This window comes from Pseudomonas sp. BCA17, from assembly GCF_004519405.1.
Taxonomy (GTDB): Bacteria; Pseudomonadota; Gammaproteobacteria; order Pseudomonadales; family Pseudomonadaceae; genus Aquipseudomonas.
Genome location: NZ_SGWI01000005.1, coordinates 169,825 through 187,239, shown reverse-complemented (window position 1 = coordinate 187,239; position 17,415 = coordinate 169,825). Strand labels below are relative to the sequence as shown.

Sequence of the window (17,415 nt, the reverse complement as noted above, 5' to 3'; positions counted from 1 at the left end):
TCAAGGCAGCATTTTTCTACAAGGGAAACCGTTTCAATGCGTTGGTTGCTCGCTGTTTTCTGCCTGTCATTCGCTACGTTGTCTTCGGCCTCCACGGTGGAAATCATCGGCGGCAAGCCAGTCGAAAAAATCCTGGTGCTCAAGTCCGCCCGTCAGTTGCAGTTGATCAATGACGGCAAGCCTCTCAAGACCTACCGCATTTCCCTGGGCCGCAACCCCAAGGGGGCCAAGCTGATCGAGGGCGACCGCCGCACACCGGAAGGCCTCTACTGGATCGACTGGCGCAAGACCAGCGAGCGATTCAACCTGTCGATGCACATTTCCTACCCTAATATCAGCGACGCCGCCCGCGCCCGCCGTGAAGGGGTAAAACCGGGCAGCATGATCATGATCCATGGTACCCCCGACAGTGCGGATTACCCGGAGCAGTTGTTTCACACCCTGGACTGGACCGACGGTTGCATCGGCATGCGCAACGTGGACATGCGCGAAGTCTGGAACCTGGTCAAAGACGGCACCCTGATCGAGATTCGTCCGTAATCCCGCACCGTTCGTAAAATAATTCGAAAAAAACTCCTGCCCCTGGCGGCGCCTGCCGGTGAATACCAGTTCACCGCGCCGGGCTGCGCTGTTCTGCGCGCGATAAAGACCTCTCTAATACCACTTGATACCAGGCACCATTATTTACCCCTAAAACCAGCGTTCGCACCGTTTTGGCTGCATTGACATGGTATTTAAGTGGTATTAATTTTCGGCCAATACCGGGCGACAACACTCCAATAACCGCATCGGACACCTGACAGATGAACGCCATCCTGACCCTGCGCCCCGACGACAAACAATCCACGCCGTTGTACCTGCAATTGGCGCGCAATCTGGAAGCGGCGATCCATGCCGGCCAGTGGAAATCCGAACAGGCGCTGCCGTCGGAACGCGTACTCAGCGAACAACTGGGCATCTCGCGGGTCACCGCCCGTAAAGCCCTGGAAGTGCTGCTGGCCCAGGGCCTGATCCGCCGCAGCCAGGGTTCCGGCACCTTTATCACCCCGCGCCTGGAACAGCCGCTGTCACGCCTGTCGGGCTTCAGCGAGATGTTAAGGCTCAAGGGGTTTGTGCCCAGCTCCCAATGGCTGGAGCGTGAAATCACCCCGCCAACCCACGAAGAGCTGATCCGCCTGGCGCTGTCGCCCACCGACAAAGTGGCGCGCCTCAAGCGTTTGCGCAAAGCCGATGACACCGTGATGGCGATTGAAATGACCGCCATGCCCGCGTCGGTACTGCCGAACCCGCAGGCCATCGGCAATTCGCTGTACGAATACCTCGAAGGCATCGGCAAACCCATCGTGCGCGCCCTGCAGCATATCCAGGCGATCAACGCTTCCGACGAGTTCGCCAAGCTGGTGGGCATTGCCCCTGGCACCGCCATGCTGCTGATGACTCGGGTCGGCTACACCGCCGACAACACCCCGATTGAAATCACCGACACCTATTGCCGCAACGACTACTACGACTTCGTAGCAGAGCTGCGCAGGTATGACTTTGCCGCCGAGTTGCGGCCTTAGAGAACTGCCCATGTCCGAAGACAACATCCTTACGCCCAGCGGCTGGATTCGCGGCCGCCTGGTGCACGAATACGGCAAGGTAGTCGCCATCGAAGGCACACCATGCGACCCGGCGCAAAACGCGTTGCCCTACCTGTTACCGGGCTTTATCGACCTGCACGTACACGGCGGCGGCGGCGCGGACATCATGGAAGGCAGCGATGCCTTCGAGACCATCACCCGCACCCACGTGCGATTTGGTACGACCTCGCTGCTGGCCACCACCATGACTGCGCCGGTAGACGAAATCTCCCGTGTGCTCGGCCAGCTCGGCACGTTCTGTGAGCAGCGTCCTGCGGGTGCAGCCCGAGTGCTCGGCGTGCACCTGGAAGGCCCCTACATCAATCCGGGAAAACTCGGCGCCCAACCCAACTTTGCCCACACCGCACTGATGGCCGAAGTGGAAGCCTACTTGCGCCTGGCGCCGATCCGCGTGATCACCATCGCCCCGGAGATCGCCGGGCATGACGCCCTGATCCGCGCACTCAGCGAGCGCGGCGTGCGTATGCAAATCGGCCACACCCTGGGCAGCTACGAAGAAGGCGTCGCCGCCCTCGCCGCCGGGGCCACCAGCTTCACTCATTTGTACAACGCCATGAGCCCGCTGCATCACCGCGAGCCGGGCATCGTCGGCGCCGCGCTGGCCCATGCCAAGTACGCCGAATTGATCCCGGACCTGCTGCACGTCCACCCCGGCGCGATGCGCGTGGCCCTGCGTGCAATCCCATGCCTTTACTGCGTCACCGACTCCACCGCCGCCGCCGGTATGCCCGACGGCGAATACAAGCTGGGCAGCCACACCGTGACCAAATGCCTGGGCGGTGTGCGCCTGGCCGACGGCACCCTCGCCGGCAGCACCCTGACCATGGATCAGGCGCTGCGCAACCTGGTGAAAATCGGCCTGCCTATCAGCGAAGCCTCACAACGCCTGTCGCAGTTTCCTGCGGACTACCTGGGCATCGAAGAACGCGGGCGCCTGCAACCCGGCAGTTTTGCCGACTGCGTGCGCCTGGACCGCTCCCTGCATCTGACCGACGTAATGGTCGAAGGAGAAACCATTGACTTCAAAAATGCTTGAAGAGGCACTGGCCTCGTGCGACGCCGTTGCGGCACAACTGCAACGCCTGGACCCGCTGCTCGAAGAAGTCGCCGGCCGCCTGCGCCGCCAGCCGCCACAAGTGGCGATGACCATCGCCCGTGGCAGCTCGGACCACGCCGCCAGTTACTTTGCGTACTTGACTATGCAGCACGTGGGCATCCCGGTGGCCTCGTTGCCGATGTCGGTGGTGACCCTGTTGCAGGCACCGTTGAAAGTCAGCGGCCAGGTGGCGTTCGGTTTTTCTCAATCCGGTCAGAGCCCGGACTTGGTCAACAGCCTGCGCCTGCTGCGCAAACGCGGAGCCCTGAGCATCTCGCTGGTCAACGCCGAAGGCTCGCCGCTGGAAGCCGCCTGCGAATTCCATCTGCCGCTGTGCGCCGGGCCGGAACAAAGCGTTGCCGCCACTAAGAGTTTTATCGCCACATTGAGTGCCAGCGCGTTGCTGATCGGCCACTGGAACCAGGAAGACGACCTGCTGCAAGCCTGCCGCGCCTTGCCTGGCGAACTGCGTGCAGCCGCCCAGCAGGATTGGCGCCTGGCTATCGACGCCCTGCGCGACTGCCGGCAACTGATGGTGATCGGCCGTGGCGCAGGGTTTGCCATCGCCCAGGAAGCCGCGCTCAAGCTCAAGGAAACCTCGGCGATCCAGGCCGAAGCCTTCAGCAGCGCCGAAGTACGCCACGGGCCGATGGCCTTGATCGACAAGAACTACCCCTTGCTGGTGTTCGCCCCACGTGGAGCCGAACAGGCCGGCCTGCTGAGCCTGGCCGCCGATATGCGCCAGCGCGGCGCCCGTGTGCTGCTGGCCGCGCCGGACGATATTGCCGAACGCGACCTGACCCTGAGCCGCGCCGAACACCCGAGCCTGGATCCGATCCTGGCGATCCAGAGCTTTTACGTGATGGCCGCAGGCCTGGCAGTTGCCCGGGGCATGGACCCGGACCAGCCGCGTCACTTGAGCAAAGTCACCCGCACTCACTGAGTGGTTTGCAGCGTTTTCCTGATGAGTACCGTGCCCATGTCCAACAATAATAATGCATTGACCCTCAGCGCCCCCCTCAGCGGGCCGGTACTGACCCTGGGCAACATTCCCGACGAAGTGTTCGCCAGCCACGCCATGGGCGATGGGATTGCCATCGACCCGCTGAACGATTGCCTGCACGCGCCGTGTGACGGGGTGATCATCCATGTGGCCCGCACCGGGCATGCACTGACGATCCGCGCCGAGAATGGCGCCGAAGTCTTGATGCATGTGGGCATCGACACGGTAGAACTCAACGGCGAAGGCTTTGCGCTGTTGGTCGAGAACGGCGCACGGGTGAAGCAGGGCCAGGCACTGGTGCAGTTTGATCTGGACCGCATTGCGCGCCAGTGCAAAAGCCTGGTCAGCCTGATCATTCTGACCAATGGCGAGCACTTTGAATCACGCGCTGTCGCGGAGCAAAAGGTCAAAGTCGGCCAGCCGCTGTTGCAGATCACCGCACGCTCGACGACAGCGGCTGAAACGGCTGTGGATAACTCCGTCCTGGAGGCCGGCGCCAGCGTGCGCATTACTCACCGTGGCGGTTTGCATGCCCGCCCCGCCGCGTTGATCCGCAAGACCGCGCAGGGTTTCAGCAGCACGGCCCATCTACACTTCGATGAGAAGTACGCCGCGTGCGACAGCCTTATCGGCTTGTTGGGGCTGGGCATTGGCGAAGGCGATGAGGTCAGGGTGAGCTGTCGCGGCAAAGACGCCGAGGCGGCCGTGCAGGCGTTGGTCGCCGCGCTGTCCGCCAGCGTTAAAGAGGCACACCACGCGCCGGCCGTCGCTACGCCCCGTCGGGCAAACACCGAAGCCGGGGTACTGCAAGGTGTGTGCGCAGCGCCGGGCCTGGTCTGCGGACCGTTGTTCCGTCTGGCCGGCATCGAGCTGCCGCACGACCCCGGCAACCACAGCACCGACGAACAATTGCGCCGGCTGGACGCCGCGCTGGAACAGGTACGCGTTGAAATCCGCGGCACTTTGGACCATGCCCGACAGCGCAAGAACATCGAAGAAGAAGACATCTTCGCCGCCCACCTCGCCCTGCTCGAAGACCCGGCCCTGCTGGAAGCCGCCACCCGTGCCATCGAACACGGCAGTGCCGCCACCCACGCCTGGCGCGACGCAATCCAGGCGCAGTGCGCCGTGCTGCTGGCCCTGGGCAAGCCGTTGTTTGCCGAGCGCGCCAACGACCTGCGGGATTTGCAGCAACGCGTGCTGCGTGCGCTGCTGGGCGAAGCCTGGCACTTCGAACTGCCCGCCGGCGCGATTGTCAGCGCCCATGAGCTGACCCCCTCCGACCTGCTGCAATTGAGCGCGCAGAACGCCGTCGGCATCTGCATGGCCGAAGGCGGCGCCACCTCCCACGTGGCCATTCTGGCCCGTGGCAAAGGCCTGCCTTGTGTGGTTGCACTGGGCAGCGAAGTACTCGACGTGCCTCAAGGTCAACGCGTCGTACTCGACGCCGCCAACGGCCGCCTGGAACTGGCGCCCAGCGAAGCGCGCCACGCCGAAGTGCACCAGCTTCGCGAGGCACAAAAGGCGCGTCGCCAGCAGCAACAGGCTCAGGCCCGGGAACCTGCGCGCACCACCGATGGCGTGCGCATTGAAATTGCGGCCAATGTCGCTTCCAGCGCCGAGGCCCAGGTGGCCTTTGAAAACGGCGCCGACGGCGTCGGCCTGCTGCGCACTGAGTTCCTCTTCGTCGACCGCCGTACCGCGCCGGATGAGCAGGAACAACGCCAGGCCTATCAAGCCGTGCTGGATGCCATGGGCGATAAATCGGTGATCATCCGCACCATCGACGTGGGCGGCGACAAGCAGCTCGATTACCTGCCGCTGCCTGCCGAAGCCAACCCGGTGTTGGGCCTGCGCGGCATCCGCATGGCGCAGGTGCGCCCGGAACTGCTCGACCAGCAACTGCGTGCCCTGCTGCAAGTCAGCCCGCTGGAGCGCTGCCGCATCCTGCTGCCGATGGTCAGCGAAGTCGACGAACTGCTGCAGATCCGCCAGCGCCTCGATGAGTTATGCACAGCGTTGGAACTGACCTTGCGCCCGGAACTGGGCGTGATGATCGAAGTGCCGGCCGCCGCGCTGATGGCCGAACAACTGGCCGAGCATGCGGACTTCCTGTCCATCGGCACCAACGACCTGTCCCAATACACCCTGGCCATGGACCGCGACCACGCCGGCCTTGCCGCCCGGGTCGACGCCCTGCATCCGGCCCTGCTGCGATTGATCGCCCAGACCTGCGCCGGCGCGGCCAAACATGGGCGTTGGGTTGGCGTGTGTGGTGCCCTCGCCTCCGACCCGCTGGCCACGCCGGTATTGGTCGGCCTGGGCGTCAGCGAGCTGTCGGTGAGCCCGCTGCAGATCGGAGAAATCAAGGACCGCGTCCGGCATCTGGACGCGGCGCAATGCCGGCAACTGAGCCAGGGCCTGCTCGACCTGAGCAGCGCCAGGGCGGTTCGCCAAGCCTGTCAACACCACTGGCCGCTGAGCTGACAACAACAAGAAAAAAGGAGACACGCCATGTACCAACACTTTATCGAAGGCCTGCAACGCCTGGGCCGCGCATTGATGCTGCCGATTGCGATCTTGCCGATTGCCGGCCTCTTGCTGCGCCTGGGCGACACCGATCTTTTGAATATTGCGGTGATGCACGACGCCGGTCAGGCGATATTCGCCAACCTGGCGCTGATCTTCGCCATCGGCATCGCGGTAGGCTTTGCCCGTGACAACAATGGCACGGCGGGCCTGGCCGGCGCGATTGGTTACCTGGTGATGATCTCCACCCTCAAGGTGATGGACACCAGCATCAACATGGGCATGCTCGCCGGGATCGCCAGCGGTCTGATGGCCGGCGGGCTGTACAACCGTTTCAAGGACATCAAGCTGCCGGAGTACCTCGCGTTTTTCGGCGGGCGACGCTTTGTGCCGATTGTGACCGGGTTCAGTGCGGTCGGGCTGGGCGTCATCTTTGGCTTGATCTGGCCGCCGATCCAGCATGGCATCAACAGTTTTGGCGTGCTGCTGATGGAAAGCGGCAGCTTCGGCGCGTTCGTCTTCGGCGTGTTCAACCGCCTGCTGATCGTCACCGGCCTGCACCATATCCTCAACAATATGGCGTGGTTCGTGTTCGGCAGCTTTACCGACCCGGCCACCGGCGCGGTCGTGACCGGCGACCTCACCCGTTATTTCGCCGGCGACCCCAAAGGCGGCCAGTTCATGACCGGCATGTTCCCGGTGATGCTGTTCGGCCTGCCTGCCGCGTGCCTGGCGATGTACCGCAACGCCTTGCCGGAACGCCGTAAGGTCATGGGCGGGATTTTCCTGTCGATGGCACTGACTTCGTTCCTGACTGGAGTGACCGAGCCGATTGAGTTCGCGTTCATGTTCCTCGCGCCATTCCTCTACCTGATACACGCCGTACTGACTGGCCTGTCGATGGCCGTCACCAATATGTTGAACATTCACCTGGGCTTTACCTTCTCCGGTGGGTTTATCGACATGGTGCTGGGTTGGGGCAAATCCACCAACGGCTGGCTGGTGTTCCCGGTGGGGTTGGCATACGCGGTGGTCTACTACAGCGTGTTCAACTATTGCATTCGCCGGTTCAACCTGAAAACGCCAGGCCGTGAAGATATCCAGGTGGCGCAGGCCGAAGCGATGAGTGACAACCAACGCGCTACGGCTTACATCCAGGCCTTGGGCGGCGCAGAGAACCTGCTGAGCGTCGGCGCCTGCACCACGCGCCTGCGGCTGGACATGGTGGATCGCAACAAGGCGGTGGATGCGCAACTCAAAGCACTGGGCGCCATGGCTGTCGTGCGGCCGGGTAACGGCGGGAGTCTGCAGGTGGTAGTTGGCCCGATGGCCGACAGCATCGCCGATGAGATTCGGTTGGCCATGCCTTCGTTTGCTGCCAGCGTGCCGGCGAAGGTTTCGCCTGTGGATAAACCGGTGACAGTGAACGTGCAGGAAGCCGAGAAATGGCTGAATGCGTTGGGTGGCCGGGCCAATGTGCGGCAGTTGGAAGCGGTGGCGATGACGCGGTTGCGGGTGGAGTTGGGGGATGATTCAGTGTTGTCGGAAGCGGACCTGACTGCGCTGGGTTGCCAAGGCGTGAGCCAACTCGATAGCGGTATCTGGCACTTGCTGATTGGTGACAAAGCTTCAGGATTGGGTGAGGCACTGGAGCGCTTGGTCAGTGGCCGTGTAGTCAACGCAAGAGCTTAGCCTTTCAGGCGACCGCAGGTCATTCCCACCCACACGGGTAGGAATGATCAGTGGTCATGACTACGTTACTGTTACCACCCATGGCGCTGAATGATGAGTGTCACCTCGCGTCGAAGCCACGAAATGGTAAGTCATTGCCTTCAGGTTAGAGACCTCAAGAGAAAAACCACCATTCACAGGTTCCTTGGAAATCACTAGAACGGGCCCGCCAACACCGTCAGTGATCTTGATGTATTGATCGGCCACAGTTGACTCTCCGACAATTCTGAGCGATCTGGCAGGCGTCGTGCCGGGGTTCGGGATGGCGGTTCCCCCATCGGCGACTCTGATGATAGAAACTGACATGTCACTTCTCCTTTTGCGTTAGATGAAAGGCTAATAAACATGACTGGAACGCCTGCCGTAACTGTCAAAGTTAACAGGTGTGCGAAGTAATCCGACAAGTGGAAAAGGTACGGGCGTCGATATCAACAGCCAGATCAAGCGCCGGCGATGGGATTTCAACGCCAACAAAAAACCCGCTGACCAAACTGGCCCAGCGGGTTTCTTGTTTATGCAGCGTGCGAATCAAAAGTCCGCCAACTGCCACACCTCATACGCCGGCGTTTCGTACGGGTGGCTGAGTTTGAGCGCAGCCACAACAGCCACGATCAACTCATCCGCCACCACCAGCTCAACCTTCCACTCTTCAACCACTTCAACCTGGCCCACCTGCCCGAGAAACGGCTGGCTGCCGTCCAACGCGCGGAATTGGCCTTGGCCCAGCACTTGCCAGGCGCAGCTGTCGTAGTCGCCAATGCGCCCGCCACCAGCGGCGAAGACGGCGGTTTTTACCGTCTCCACGTGGCTTGCGGGCACAAAGAAGGCAAGCTTGTACACGGCCTTAGTTCACCCATACGCGGGCGTTGCGGAACATGCGCATCCAGGCGCCATCTTCGTTCCACTCTTCCGGACGCCACGAGTTCTGCACGGCGCGGAATACACGCTCCGGGTGCGGCATCATGATGGTGACGCGACCGTCACGGCTGGTGAGACCGGTGATCCCGCGCGGCGAGCCGTTCGGGTTGGCCGGGTAGGCCTCGGTGACCTTGCCGTGATTGTCGACGAAACGCATGGCCACGCAACCGGACAGGTCGGCTTCAAGCAAGGCTTCTTCGCTGGCGAACTCGGCATGGCCTTCACCGTGAGCGATGGCGATCGGCATGCGCGAACCGGCCATGCCTTGCAGGAAGATCGAGTTGGATTCCTGCACCTGCACCATGGCGACACGGGCTTCGAACTGCTCGGAACGGTTGCGCACAAAGTGCGGCCAGAACTCGCTGCCCGGGATCAGTTCGTGAAGGTTGGACATCATCTGGCAACCGTTGCACACGCCCAGGGTGAAGCTGTCGTTGCGTTCGAAGAAGCCCTGGAACGCGTCGCGGGCACGGCTGTTGAACAAGGCCGACTTGGCCCAGCCTTCACCGGCACCCAGCACGTCGCCGTAGGAGAAACCGCCGCAAGCCACCAGGCCTTTGAACTCGTTGAGGTCAACGCGACCGGCGAGGATGTCGCTCATGTGCACGTCGATCGCATTGAAGCCGGCACGGTCGAACGCGGCCGCCATTTCCACCTGGCCGTTGACGCCCTGCTCACGCAGCACCGCCACTTGTGGGCGGATGCCTTTCTTGATGTAAGGCGCGGCGATGTCCTGGTTGACGTCGAAGCTGAGCTTGGTGCTCAGGCCCGGGTTGTCTTCCTCCAGGATCACGTCGAATTCCTGCTGGGCGCAGTCGGCGTTATCACGCAGGCGTTGGACCTGGTAGCTGGTCTCGGCCCACTGGCGTTGCAGCAAGCGGCGCTGGCCGGCAAACACGGTGTCGCCATCGAAGGAGATATTGATTTCGCCGTTGTTGACCGGCTGGCCGATCACCGCCACACAGTCGTCCAGGCCAGCGGCGCTGAACTGTGCGAGTACATCCGGGGTAGCGTCCTGGCGAACCTGGATCACCGCGCCCAACTCTTCGTTGAACAGGATGCCGTTGATTTCAGCCGCCGCCTCGGCAACGCTGTCGAGCACGATGTTCAGGCCGCAGTGACCGGCAAAGGCCATCTCTACAACGGTGGTCAGCAGGCCGCCGTCGGAGCGGTCGTGGTAAGCCAGCAGGTGGCCGTCGGCATTGAGGCCCTGGATCACGGCGAAGAAGGCTTTCAGGTCTTCGGCGTCATCGACGTCCGGTGCCTGCTTGCCGAGTTTGCCATGGGTTTGCGCCAGGATGGATGCACCCATGCGGTTCTGGCCACGGCCCAGGTCGATCAGGATCAGATCGGTGGTGCCCTTGTCCATGCGCAGCTGCGGGGTCAGGGTCTGGCGGATGTCGGTCACCGGTGCAAAGCCCGTGACGATCAACGAAAGCGGCGACGTGACGCTCTTGTCAGTGCCGTTGTCGTTCCAACGGGTGGCCATGGACATGGAGTCCTTGCCCACCGGAATGGTGATACCCAGCTCCGGGCATAGCTCCATGCCGACCGCTTTAACGGTGTCGTACAGGCGCGCATCTTCACCCGGGTGACCAGCGGCGGACATCCAGTTGGCCGACAGCTTGATGTCGGACAATTTACCGATACGCGACGCAGCGATGTTGGTGAGGGTTTCACCAATGGCCATGCGGCCCGACGCCGGGGCATCCAGCAGAGCCAGCGGGGTACGCTCGCCCATGGCCATGGCTTCACCGGTGTACACGTCGAAACTGGTGGCGGTGACGGCAACGTCGGCCACCGGAACCTGCCACGGGCCGACCATTTGGTCACGGGCCACCAGGCCAGTGATGGTGCGGTCGCCGATGGTAATCAGGAAGCTTTTGCTCGCCACGGACGGGTGGTGCAGCACGCGTTCGATGCTGTCGGCCAGGTCCAGGGGGCTTGGATCAAAGTCATCGCCCAGCTCGGTTTCACGCACGGCCGAGCGGTGCATGCGCGGGGCTTTGCCCAGCAGCACTTCCAGCGGCATGTCCACCGGGCTGTTGCCGAAGTGGCTGTCCGTCACAGTCAGCTGCGGCTCGGCAGTGGCCTCGCCAACCACGGCGAACGGGCAACGCTCGCGCTCGCAGATGGCCTGGAAGCGCGCGAAGTCTTCAGCGCCAACGGCCAGTACGTAACGTTCCTGGGATTCGTTGCTCCAGATTTCGTGCGGGGCCATGCCCGGCTCGTCATTTGGAATATTGCGCAATTCGAAACGGCCACCACGGTCGCCGTCGTTGACCAGTTCCGGGAAGGCGTTGGACAAACCACCAGCGCCCACGTCGTGGATGAAGCTGATCGGGTTCTTGTCGCCCAACTGCCAGCAACGGTCGATGACTTCCTGGCAGCGGCGCTCCATCTCAGGGTTTTCGCGCTGTACGGAAGCGAAGTCCAGGTCCGCCGAGCTGGTGCCGGTGGCCATGGAAGAAGCGGCGCCGCCGCCCAGGCCGATCAACATCGCCGGGCCACCGAGCACGATCAGCTTGGAACCGACCAGGATCTCGCCTTTCTTGACGTGTTCTTCACGGATGTTGCCCATGCCGCCGGCCAACATGATCGGCTTGTGGTAACCGCGCACTTCCTCGCCACGCGGGGTGGTGATGGATTGCTCGAAGGTACGGAAATAGCCGGTCAGGGCCGGACGCCCGAATTCATTGTTGAACGCCGCGCCGCCCAGCGGGCCTTCGATCATGATGTCCAGTGCGTTGACGATGCGCTCAGGCTTGCCGTATGGCACTTCCCACGGCTGTTCGAAGCCCGGGATCTGCAGGTTGGACACGGTGAAACCGGTGAGGCCCGCCTTTGGCTTGGCGCCACGGCCGGTGGCGCCTTCGTCGCGGATCTCGCCGCCCGAACCTGTGGCTGCACCCGGGAACGGGGCAATCGCGGTCGGGTGGTTGTGGGTTTCAACCTTCATCAGGATGTGCACCGGCTCCTGCACCGCGCCGTACTGGCGGGTTTCAGGGTCAGGGAAGAAACGGCCGGCGACAGAGCCGACGATCACCGAGGCATTGTCCTTATAAGCCGACAGAACGCCTTCGCTGTGCATCACGTAGGTGTTCTTGATCATGCCGAACAGGCTTTTTTCCTGGCTTTCGCCGTCGATGTCCCAACTGGCGTTGAAGATCTTGTGACGGCAGTGCTCGGAGTTGGCCTGGGCGAACATCATCAGTTCGATGTCGTGCGGGTTGCGCTTCAAGCCATTGAAGGCGTTGACCAGGTAGTCGATCTCGTCTTCGGCCAGGGCCAGGCCCAGTTCGGTGTTGGCCTTCTCGAGGGCGGCACGACCACCACCGATCACGTCGATCGCGGTCAGCGGCTTGGGTTCGGCGTGGCTGAACAGGCCGGCAGCCTGTTCCAGCTGGCCGACGATGATCTGGGTCATGCGGTCGTGCAGGCTGCTGGCGATCAGCTCGGCTTCGGCATCGCTGAACTGGCCGGCGACGTAGAAGGCGATACCGCGTTCCAGGCGCTGGATGCTCGAAAGGCCGCAGTTACGGGCAATATCGCTGGCCTTGCTCGACCAGGGCGAGATGGTGCCGAACCGTGGCAGGACCAGGAACAAGCGGCCGGTCGGCTCTTGAACGGGAACGCTGGGGCCGTACTTCAGAAGGCGTGCGAGCACTTGCTGTTCGTCGGCGGTCAAGACGCCGGTAACGTCGGCGAAGTGAGCAAATTCAGCATACAAGCCTGTAACAGCTGGAACCTTCTGGCTCAGTTGCTCAAGGAGTTTGCTGTGGCGAAAGGCAGAAAGGGCAGGAGCGCCGCGCAGGATCAACATCTTCGGGACAGCCTCGGGAAGGGGGTGTGCTTTGAGGCCGTGCATTCTAGCGTAAACCGCCGCCAACGGCACCCGAAACGCTACGGCTGGCCGCTGCCGAACGTCAGTTGGCAGGCAATGCACGGTCTCGGGGCGTTTTGCAGAGGCGTGCACGCAGTTATTTTAACGGTCACAAACCTTCGCCAACCCTTGTTTCTGCGGGGTCCAGCCCGGTTTTCCGGGCGCTAGCAGACAAGTCCCCCGCTGTCGAGATATGGCGCCGAGGGCCGTTTGCGTATACTGCGCCAATGTTCTCCCCAACTGCTTTGCGCCAGCGATGCGCCAAATGGCTCTTCGTCACCGGACTCTTCCTGCTGCTCAGCGCCTGTGTTGATAAACCCAGCACGCTCGAGCGAATCAAGGAGGATGGTGTATTGCGGGTGGTTACCCGCAACAGCCCGGCGACTTATTTCCAGGACCGCAACGGTGAAACCGGTTTCGAGTACGAACTGGTCAAGCGCTTTGCCGACGAACTGGGCGTGAAGCTGGAAATCGAGACCGCCGACAATCTCGACGATCTGTTCGGCCAGTTGGGCAAACCCAAAGGCCCGGTTCTCGCCGCTGCCGGCCTGGTCAGCAGCGAGCAGCGCCAGCAACAGGTACGTTTTTCCCATCCTTACCTCGAAGTGACCCCGCAGATCATCTACCGCAACGGCCAGTCGCGCCCGACCAACGCGGCAGACCTGGTCGGCAAGAAGATCATGGTGCTCAAGGGCAGCACCCACGCCGAACAACTGGCGGCGCTTAAAAAGCAGAATCCTGCGATTGAATACGAAGAATCCGACGCCGTTGAAGTAGTCGACCTACTACGCATGGTGGACGAGGGCCAGATCGACCTGACCCTCGTGGACTCCAACGAAGTGGCGATGAACCAGGTGTACTTCCCCAACGTGCGCGTGGCGTTCGACCTCGGCAACGCCAGCAACCAGAGCTGGGCCGTGGCGGCAGGTGATGACAACAGTCTGCTCAACGAAATCAACAGTTACCTGGACAAGGTCGAGAAGAACGGCACCCTGCAGCGCCTGAAAGACCGCTATTACGGGCATGTCGATGTGCTCGGCTATGTCGGCGCCTACACCTTCGCGCAACACCTGCAGCAGCGCCTGCCCAAATACGAGAAACACTTTCGCAGCTACGCCAAGGAAGAAAAAGTCGACTGGCGACTATTGGCAGCCATCGGTTACCAGGAATCCATGTGGCAACCGGCCGTCACCTCCAAGACCGGTGTGCGCGGCCTGATGATGCTGACCCAGAACACCGCCCAGGCCATGGGCGTGTCGAACCGGCTGGATGCCAAGCAAAGCATCATGGGCGGTGCCAAATACCTGGCGAAAATCAAGGATGAATTGGACGACAGCATCGCCGAACCCGATCGCACCTGGTTCGCCCTCGCCGCCTACAACGTCGGCACGGGCCACCTGGAGGATGCGCGCACCCTGGCCAAGCGCGAAGGCCTGAACCCGAACAAATGGCTGGATGTGAAAAAGATGCTGCCGCGCCTGTCGCAGAAGCAGTGGTACAGCAAGACCCGCTACGGCTACGCCCGGGGCGGCGAGCCCGTGCACTTTGTGGCGAACATCCGCCGTTACTACGACATCCTGACCTGGGTAACCCAACCGCAGTTGGAAGGCAACCAGGTGGTCGAGGGCAACTTGCACGTACCGGGCATCGACAAGACCAAGCCGCCGGAAGAAACCCCGCCGTTGTAATCAGGGTTCTTCAAATCCGGGAACCACCTCGCCCAGGGTGGCCTGCCCCCGCCCTAAAGCCCGGTGAGCAGATGCACCACCCCGCCCGCCAACACCATCACTGGCACTCCCGCCGCCTTCAACGCCGTCTCATCCAACTGCCCCGCATCCTTCAACTGGACCCGCACCCGTGTCAGCGCAACACGCTGTTGCGAGTTGAGATTGTGTGCACCACCCAGGGCCCTCAGCACATCGTCAGACACCAGGTTTTGTGTCGGCGCCACCACCGTCTCGGCGATCAAATCCGGAGTCAGGGCTTTCCAGAACGCCCGCTGCAATTTCTCGAACATACTCAGTGCTCCACAACAGGTGAGGTTTCAACGGTGGCCGCATGGAACAGGCGCAGGGCTTCGCGTACCTGGGCGGCTTCTTCCAGGCCCAATACCTGACGGGCGATGAGCTGGCAGTCGGCGAGGTCCAGATCGCGCACGGTGGCCTTGATGGTCGGGATCAACGGCACGCTGACCGACAACTCATCCACTCCCAGCCCGATCAGCATCGGTACCGCCAGCGTCTCAGACGCCAAGGCACCGCACACGCCCACCCACTTGCCATGGGCATGGGCGGCCTTGACGGTGCTGGCGATCAAACGCAGCACTGCGGGGTGAAAGCTGTCGGCCTGGCTGGCCAGGCGTGGGTGGTCGCGGTCCATGGCCAAAGTGTATTGAGTCAAGTCGTTGGTGCCGATGGAAAAGAAATCCACATGCGGTGCAAACACATCGGCCATCAAGGCGGCAGACGGCACTTCGATCATGATGCCCAGCTTCGGCAGTTCGGTGAGCCCGAGCGCCAGCGCTTCTTCCTGAAGAATCGCGCGGGCCAGGTGCAACTCCGACAGCAGGCTGACCATCGGCAACATGATATGCAGGCGTGCGAGGCCGGCACTGGCGAGGATCGCGCGCAACTGTTCGCGCAACAGCTGCGGACGCTCCAGGCACAGGCGAATACCGCGCAAGCCGAGAAACGGATTGGCCTCGCTGTCCATCGGTACATAGGCCAACGGTTTGTCGCCACCGACGTCCAGGGTACGCACCACCAGATTGCGCCCAGGGCCCAAGGCACGGGCGATGGCGGTATAGGTGCCGGCTTGCTCCTGCGGACTCGGTGCGCGGTTGCGGTCCAGGTACAGAAACTCCGAACGCAAAAGGCCGACGCCCTCACCGCCCAGGGTCAAGGACTGCTCCACCTCCTGCAACGAGGCGACGTTAGCCGTGACTTCGACGTGATGACCGTCGCGGGTGACGGCCGGCAGGGTCGCCTGTGTCACGTCACGCTGACGCCTGTGCACATGCTGCTGGCGCGCCGTTTCCAACTGTTCGATTTCGGCCAGGTTCGGCTCCAGGTGCAACTCGCCTTTGTCAGCGTCGAGCAGCACCTGCTTGCCGTTGGCCAATGCCAGTACCTGCACCGGCACGCCACAGATCGCCGGCAAGCCCAAAGCCCGCGCGAGAATGGCGACGTGACTGGTCGCGCCACCGCCGACGGTGACGAAGCCAAGCACCTTATGCGTGTCCAGGCCGGCGGTTTGCGAGGGGGTCAGTTGTTCGGCAATCAGGATCGCGCGTTCGGGTAAATCCCAGGCGCGGTCCTCAATGCCGAGGATCAATTTCAGTACGCGCCGGCCGACATCGACGAGGTCCGCCGTACGTTCGGCGAGCAGGGCACTGCCCAGGCCCTGGAACAACTTACCGGTGGCGACCGTGGCGCTGTTCCAGGCGAATGCAGCGCTCTTGCCTTGTGCCAGCAGAGCGTGGGCCTGTTCCAGCAATGTCGGGTCTTCGAGCAGTTCCTGGTGGGCGCGGAAAATCTCGACCTGGGCACTGCCTGCCGCGTTGTCTTGCAATGTTTGCAGGGCGACGCTTGCCGCCAGCAATCCTCGCTCCAGGGCTGCGCGTTCGACCACTTCGCCGGCGCCTTGTTCGGTAATCGTCAGTGCAGGCTCGGCCACCTGCACCACTTGGCCAAACGCAGACCCCGGCGACGCACAAACGCCTCGCAATAATGTGGCTGACGCCGCCGTAGCCAACGGCTCAGTCACCTCGACAGCCACCTCGTCCGTCGCATCGACCGTCTCACCACAGCCTTCATTCAACAACTTCACCAGCGTCTTGATCGCTGCCTCGGCATCCTCTCCGGCGGCGCTCACTTGCAAGGTATCGCCCTGTACGGTTTGCAGCGCCATGATCGCCACCAGCGACTTGGCATTAGCGCTCTGGACTTGCTTGTGCAAATAGATGCTCGCCTTGAACCCCTTCGCCGCCTGGGCAAACACCGCCGCGGGGCGGGCGTGCAGGCCGTTGGCATTGGGCAAGGTCAACGGCTTGGAGAACAGTGCGTCGCCCTCCTCCTCAACAACCTCGTCAACGGCTTGAGCAGGTGACACCCGCAGCAGCGGCTGGCCTGCCTCCACCTGGCCATCGGCCAAAAGCGTGAAAGGCTCGCCGCTGACGACCAGCATCAGCGTCAGCAAACTACGCGCATTGAGCGCCACGTAGTCGGCATCGAATTCGATCAGAGGTTGCCCGACCGCCACGTGCTGGCCTTCCTGCACCAATCGAGTGAAGCCCTGGCCCGCCAGGTTCACGGTGTCCAGGCCGATATGCATCAGCACCTGGACGCCGTTGTCGTCGGTCACGCTGACGGCATGCCCACTGTCCTGGATATTGCTGATCACCCCGGCCAACGGCGCGCTGAGGGTCTGCGAGGTCGGGTCGATGCATACGCCGTCGCCGATCAGGCGACTGGCGAACACCGGGTCGGGCACCTGATCCAGCGCCAGCAGCACGCCGGACAAAGGCGCCAGCAGTTCCAGGGGTTGAGTTGTGGTCATGACTTCACCTGCTGTTTGTTCTGTAAAAATCATAGGGCGAACGCAAATTCCCGGG

The 17,415-nt window shown here is 62.4% G+C and carries 12 protein-coding genes; 7 read left to right on the top strand and 5 right to left on the bottom strand.

Annotated features, from left to right (window positions below; genetic code table 11):
- The first annotated feature begins 36 nt into the window (after positions 1–36).
- The 6 genes from EXW71_RS19410 to nagE all read left to right on the top strand — a co-directional run bounded on the left by EXW71_RS19410 (position 37) and on the right by nagE (position 7,963).
- Positions 37–540 (top strand): murein L,D-transpeptidase family protein, encoded by a 504-nt coding sequence (locus EXW71_RS19410; RefSeq protein ID WP_134660166.1) that lies wholly within the window; start codon positions 37–39, stop codon positions 538–540.
- Between the two features lie 263 nt (positions 541–803).
- The gene (locus EXW71_RS19405; RefSeq protein ID WP_123715367.1) at positions 804–1,562 is read left to right on the top strand and encodes a GntR family transcriptional regulator; all 759 of its coding nucleotides are present in this window, start codon (positions 804–806) and stop codon (positions 1,560–1,562) included.
- A gap of 10 nt (positions 1,563–1,572) precedes the next feature.
- The gene (gene nagA, locus EXW71_RS19400; RefSeq protein WP_134660167.1) at positions 1,573–2,679 is read left to right on the top strand and encodes an N-acetylglucosamine-6-phosphate deacetylase; all 1,107 of its coding nucleotides are present in this window, start codon (positions 1,573–1,575) and stop codon (positions 2,677–2,679) included.
- On the top strand, positions 2,672–3,682 hold the full coding sequence (locus EXW71_RS19395) for an SIS domain-containing protein (protein ID WP_123715365.1): 1,011 nt from the start codon (positions 2,672–2,674) through the stop codon (positions 3,680–3,682). The genes nagA and EXW71_RS19395 overlap by 8 nt, the downstream gene beginning before the upstream one ends.
- A 36-nt stretch (positions 3,683–3,718) precedes the next feature.
- Positions 3,719–6,229, top strand: coding sequence for a phosphoenolpyruvate--protein phosphotransferase (gene ptsP, locus EXW71_RS19390; RefSeq protein ID WP_134660168.1), 2,511 nt, complete (start codon positions 3,719–3,721; stop codon positions 6,227–6,229).
- A 27-nt stretch (positions 6,230–6,256) separates the two neighbouring features.
- Positions 6,257–7,963 (top strand): N-acetylglucosamine-specific PTS transporter subunit IIBC, encoded by a 1,707-nt coding sequence (gene nagE, locus EXW71_RS19385; protein WP_134660169.1) that lies wholly within the window; start codon positions 6,257–6,259, stop codon positions 7,961–7,963.
- A 60-nt stretch (positions 7,964–8,023) separates the two neighbouring features.
- On the opposite strand, the gene EXW71_RS19380 is transcribed toward nagE, so the two are convergent.
- The 3 genes from EXW71_RS19380 to purL all read right to left on the bottom strand — a co-directional run bounded on the left by EXW71_RS19380 (position 8,024) and on the right by purL (position 12,743).
- A complete protein-coding gene (locus EXW71_RS19380) occupies positions 8,024–8,308 on the bottom strand; it encodes a hypothetical protein (protein ID WP_134660170.1) in 285 nt (94 codons plus the stop codon).
- Between the two features lie 222 nt (positions 8,309–8,530).
- Positions 8,531–8,842 carry an NGG1p interacting factor NIF3 gene (locus EXW71_RS19375; RefSeq protein ID WP_123715362.1) on the bottom strand — a complete coding sequence of 104 codons (312 nt, stop codon included), beginning with the start codon at positions 8,840–8,842 and terminating at the stop codon, positions 8,531–8,533.
- Between the two features lie 4 nt (positions 8,843–8,846).
- Positions 8,847–12,743, bottom strand: coding sequence for a phosphoribosylformylglycinamidine synthase (gene purL, locus EXW71_RS19370; RefSeq protein WP_134660171.1), 3,897 nt, complete (start codon positions 12,741–12,743; stop codon positions 8,847–8,849).
- Between the two features lie 287 nt (positions 12,744–13,030).
- Between purL and mltF the strand changes: the two genes are divergently transcribed.
- A complete protein-coding gene (gene mltF / locus EXW71_RS19365; RefSeq protein WP_123715360.1) occupies positions 13,031–14,491 on the top strand; it encodes a membrane-bound lytic murein transglycosylase MltF in 1,461 nt (486 codons plus the stop codon).
- Positions 14,492–14,544: 53 nt separating this feature from the next.
- Here the strand turns inward: mltF and EXW71_RS19360 are convergent, their stop codons facing one another.
- Positions 14,545–14,820, bottom strand: a complete 276-nt coding sequence (locus EXW71_RS19360) for a PTS transporter subunit EIIB (protein WP_134660172.1) — start codon at positions 14,818–14,820, stop codon at positions 14,545–14,547.
- Between the two features lie 2 nt (positions 14,821–14,822).
- On the bottom strand, positions 14,823–17,360 hold the full coding sequence (gene ptsP / locus EXW71_RS19355; protein WP_134660173.1) for a phosphoenolpyruvate--protein phosphotransferase: 2,538 nt from the start codon (positions 17,358–17,360) through the stop codon (positions 14,823–14,825).
- Positions 17,361–17,415: the final 55 nt, after the last annotated feature.

What these genes read in the sequence shown, in the direction of transcription:
- EXW71_RS19410 (WP_134660166.1), top strand. Translation starts at nt 37, where the DNA reads ATGCGTTGGTTGCTCGCTGTTTTCTGCCTGTCATTCGCTACGTTGTCT.
- EXW71_RS19405 (WP_123715367.1), top strand. Translation starts at nt 804, where the DNA reads ATGAACGCCATCCTGACCCTGCGCCCCGACGACAAACAATCCACGCCG.
- nagA (WP_134660167.1), top strand. Translation starts at nt 1,573, where the DNA reads ATGTCCGAAGACAACATCCTTACGCCCAGCGGCTGGATTCGCGGCCGC.
- EXW71_RS19395 (WP_123715365.1), top strand. Translation starts at nt 2,672, where the DNA reads ATGCTTGAAGAGGCACTGGCCTCGTGCGACGCCGTTGCGGCACAACTG.
- ptsP (WP_134660168.1), top strand. Translation starts at nt 3,719, where the DNA reads ATGTCCAACAATAATAATGCATTGACCCTCAGCGCCCCCCTCAGCGGG.
- nagE (WP_134660169.1), top strand. Translation starts at nt 6,257, where the DNA reads ATGTACCAACACTTTATCGAAGGCCTGCAACGCCTGGGCCGCGCATTG.
- EXW71_RS19380 (WP_134660170.1), bottom strand. Translation starts at nt 8,308, where the DNA reads ATGTCAGTTTCTATCATCAGAGTCGCCGATGGGGGAACCGCCATCCCG.
- purL (WP_134660171.1), bottom strand. Translation starts at nt 12,743, where the DNA reads ATGTTGATCCTGCGCGGCGCTCCTGCCCTTTCTGCCTTTCGCCACAGC.
- mltF (WP_123715360.1), top strand. Translation starts at nt 13,031, where the DNA reads ATGTTCTCCCCAACTGCTTTGCGCCAGCGATGCGCCAAATGGCTCTTC.
- EXW71_RS19360 (WP_134660172.1), bottom strand. Translation starts at nt 14,820, where the DNA reads ATGTTCGAGAAATTGCAGCGGGCGTTCTGGAAAGCCCTGACTCCGGAT.
- ptsP (WP_134660173.1), bottom strand. Translation starts at nt 17,360, where the DNA reads ATGACCACAACTCAACCCCTGGAACTGCTGGCGCCTTTGTCCGGCGTG.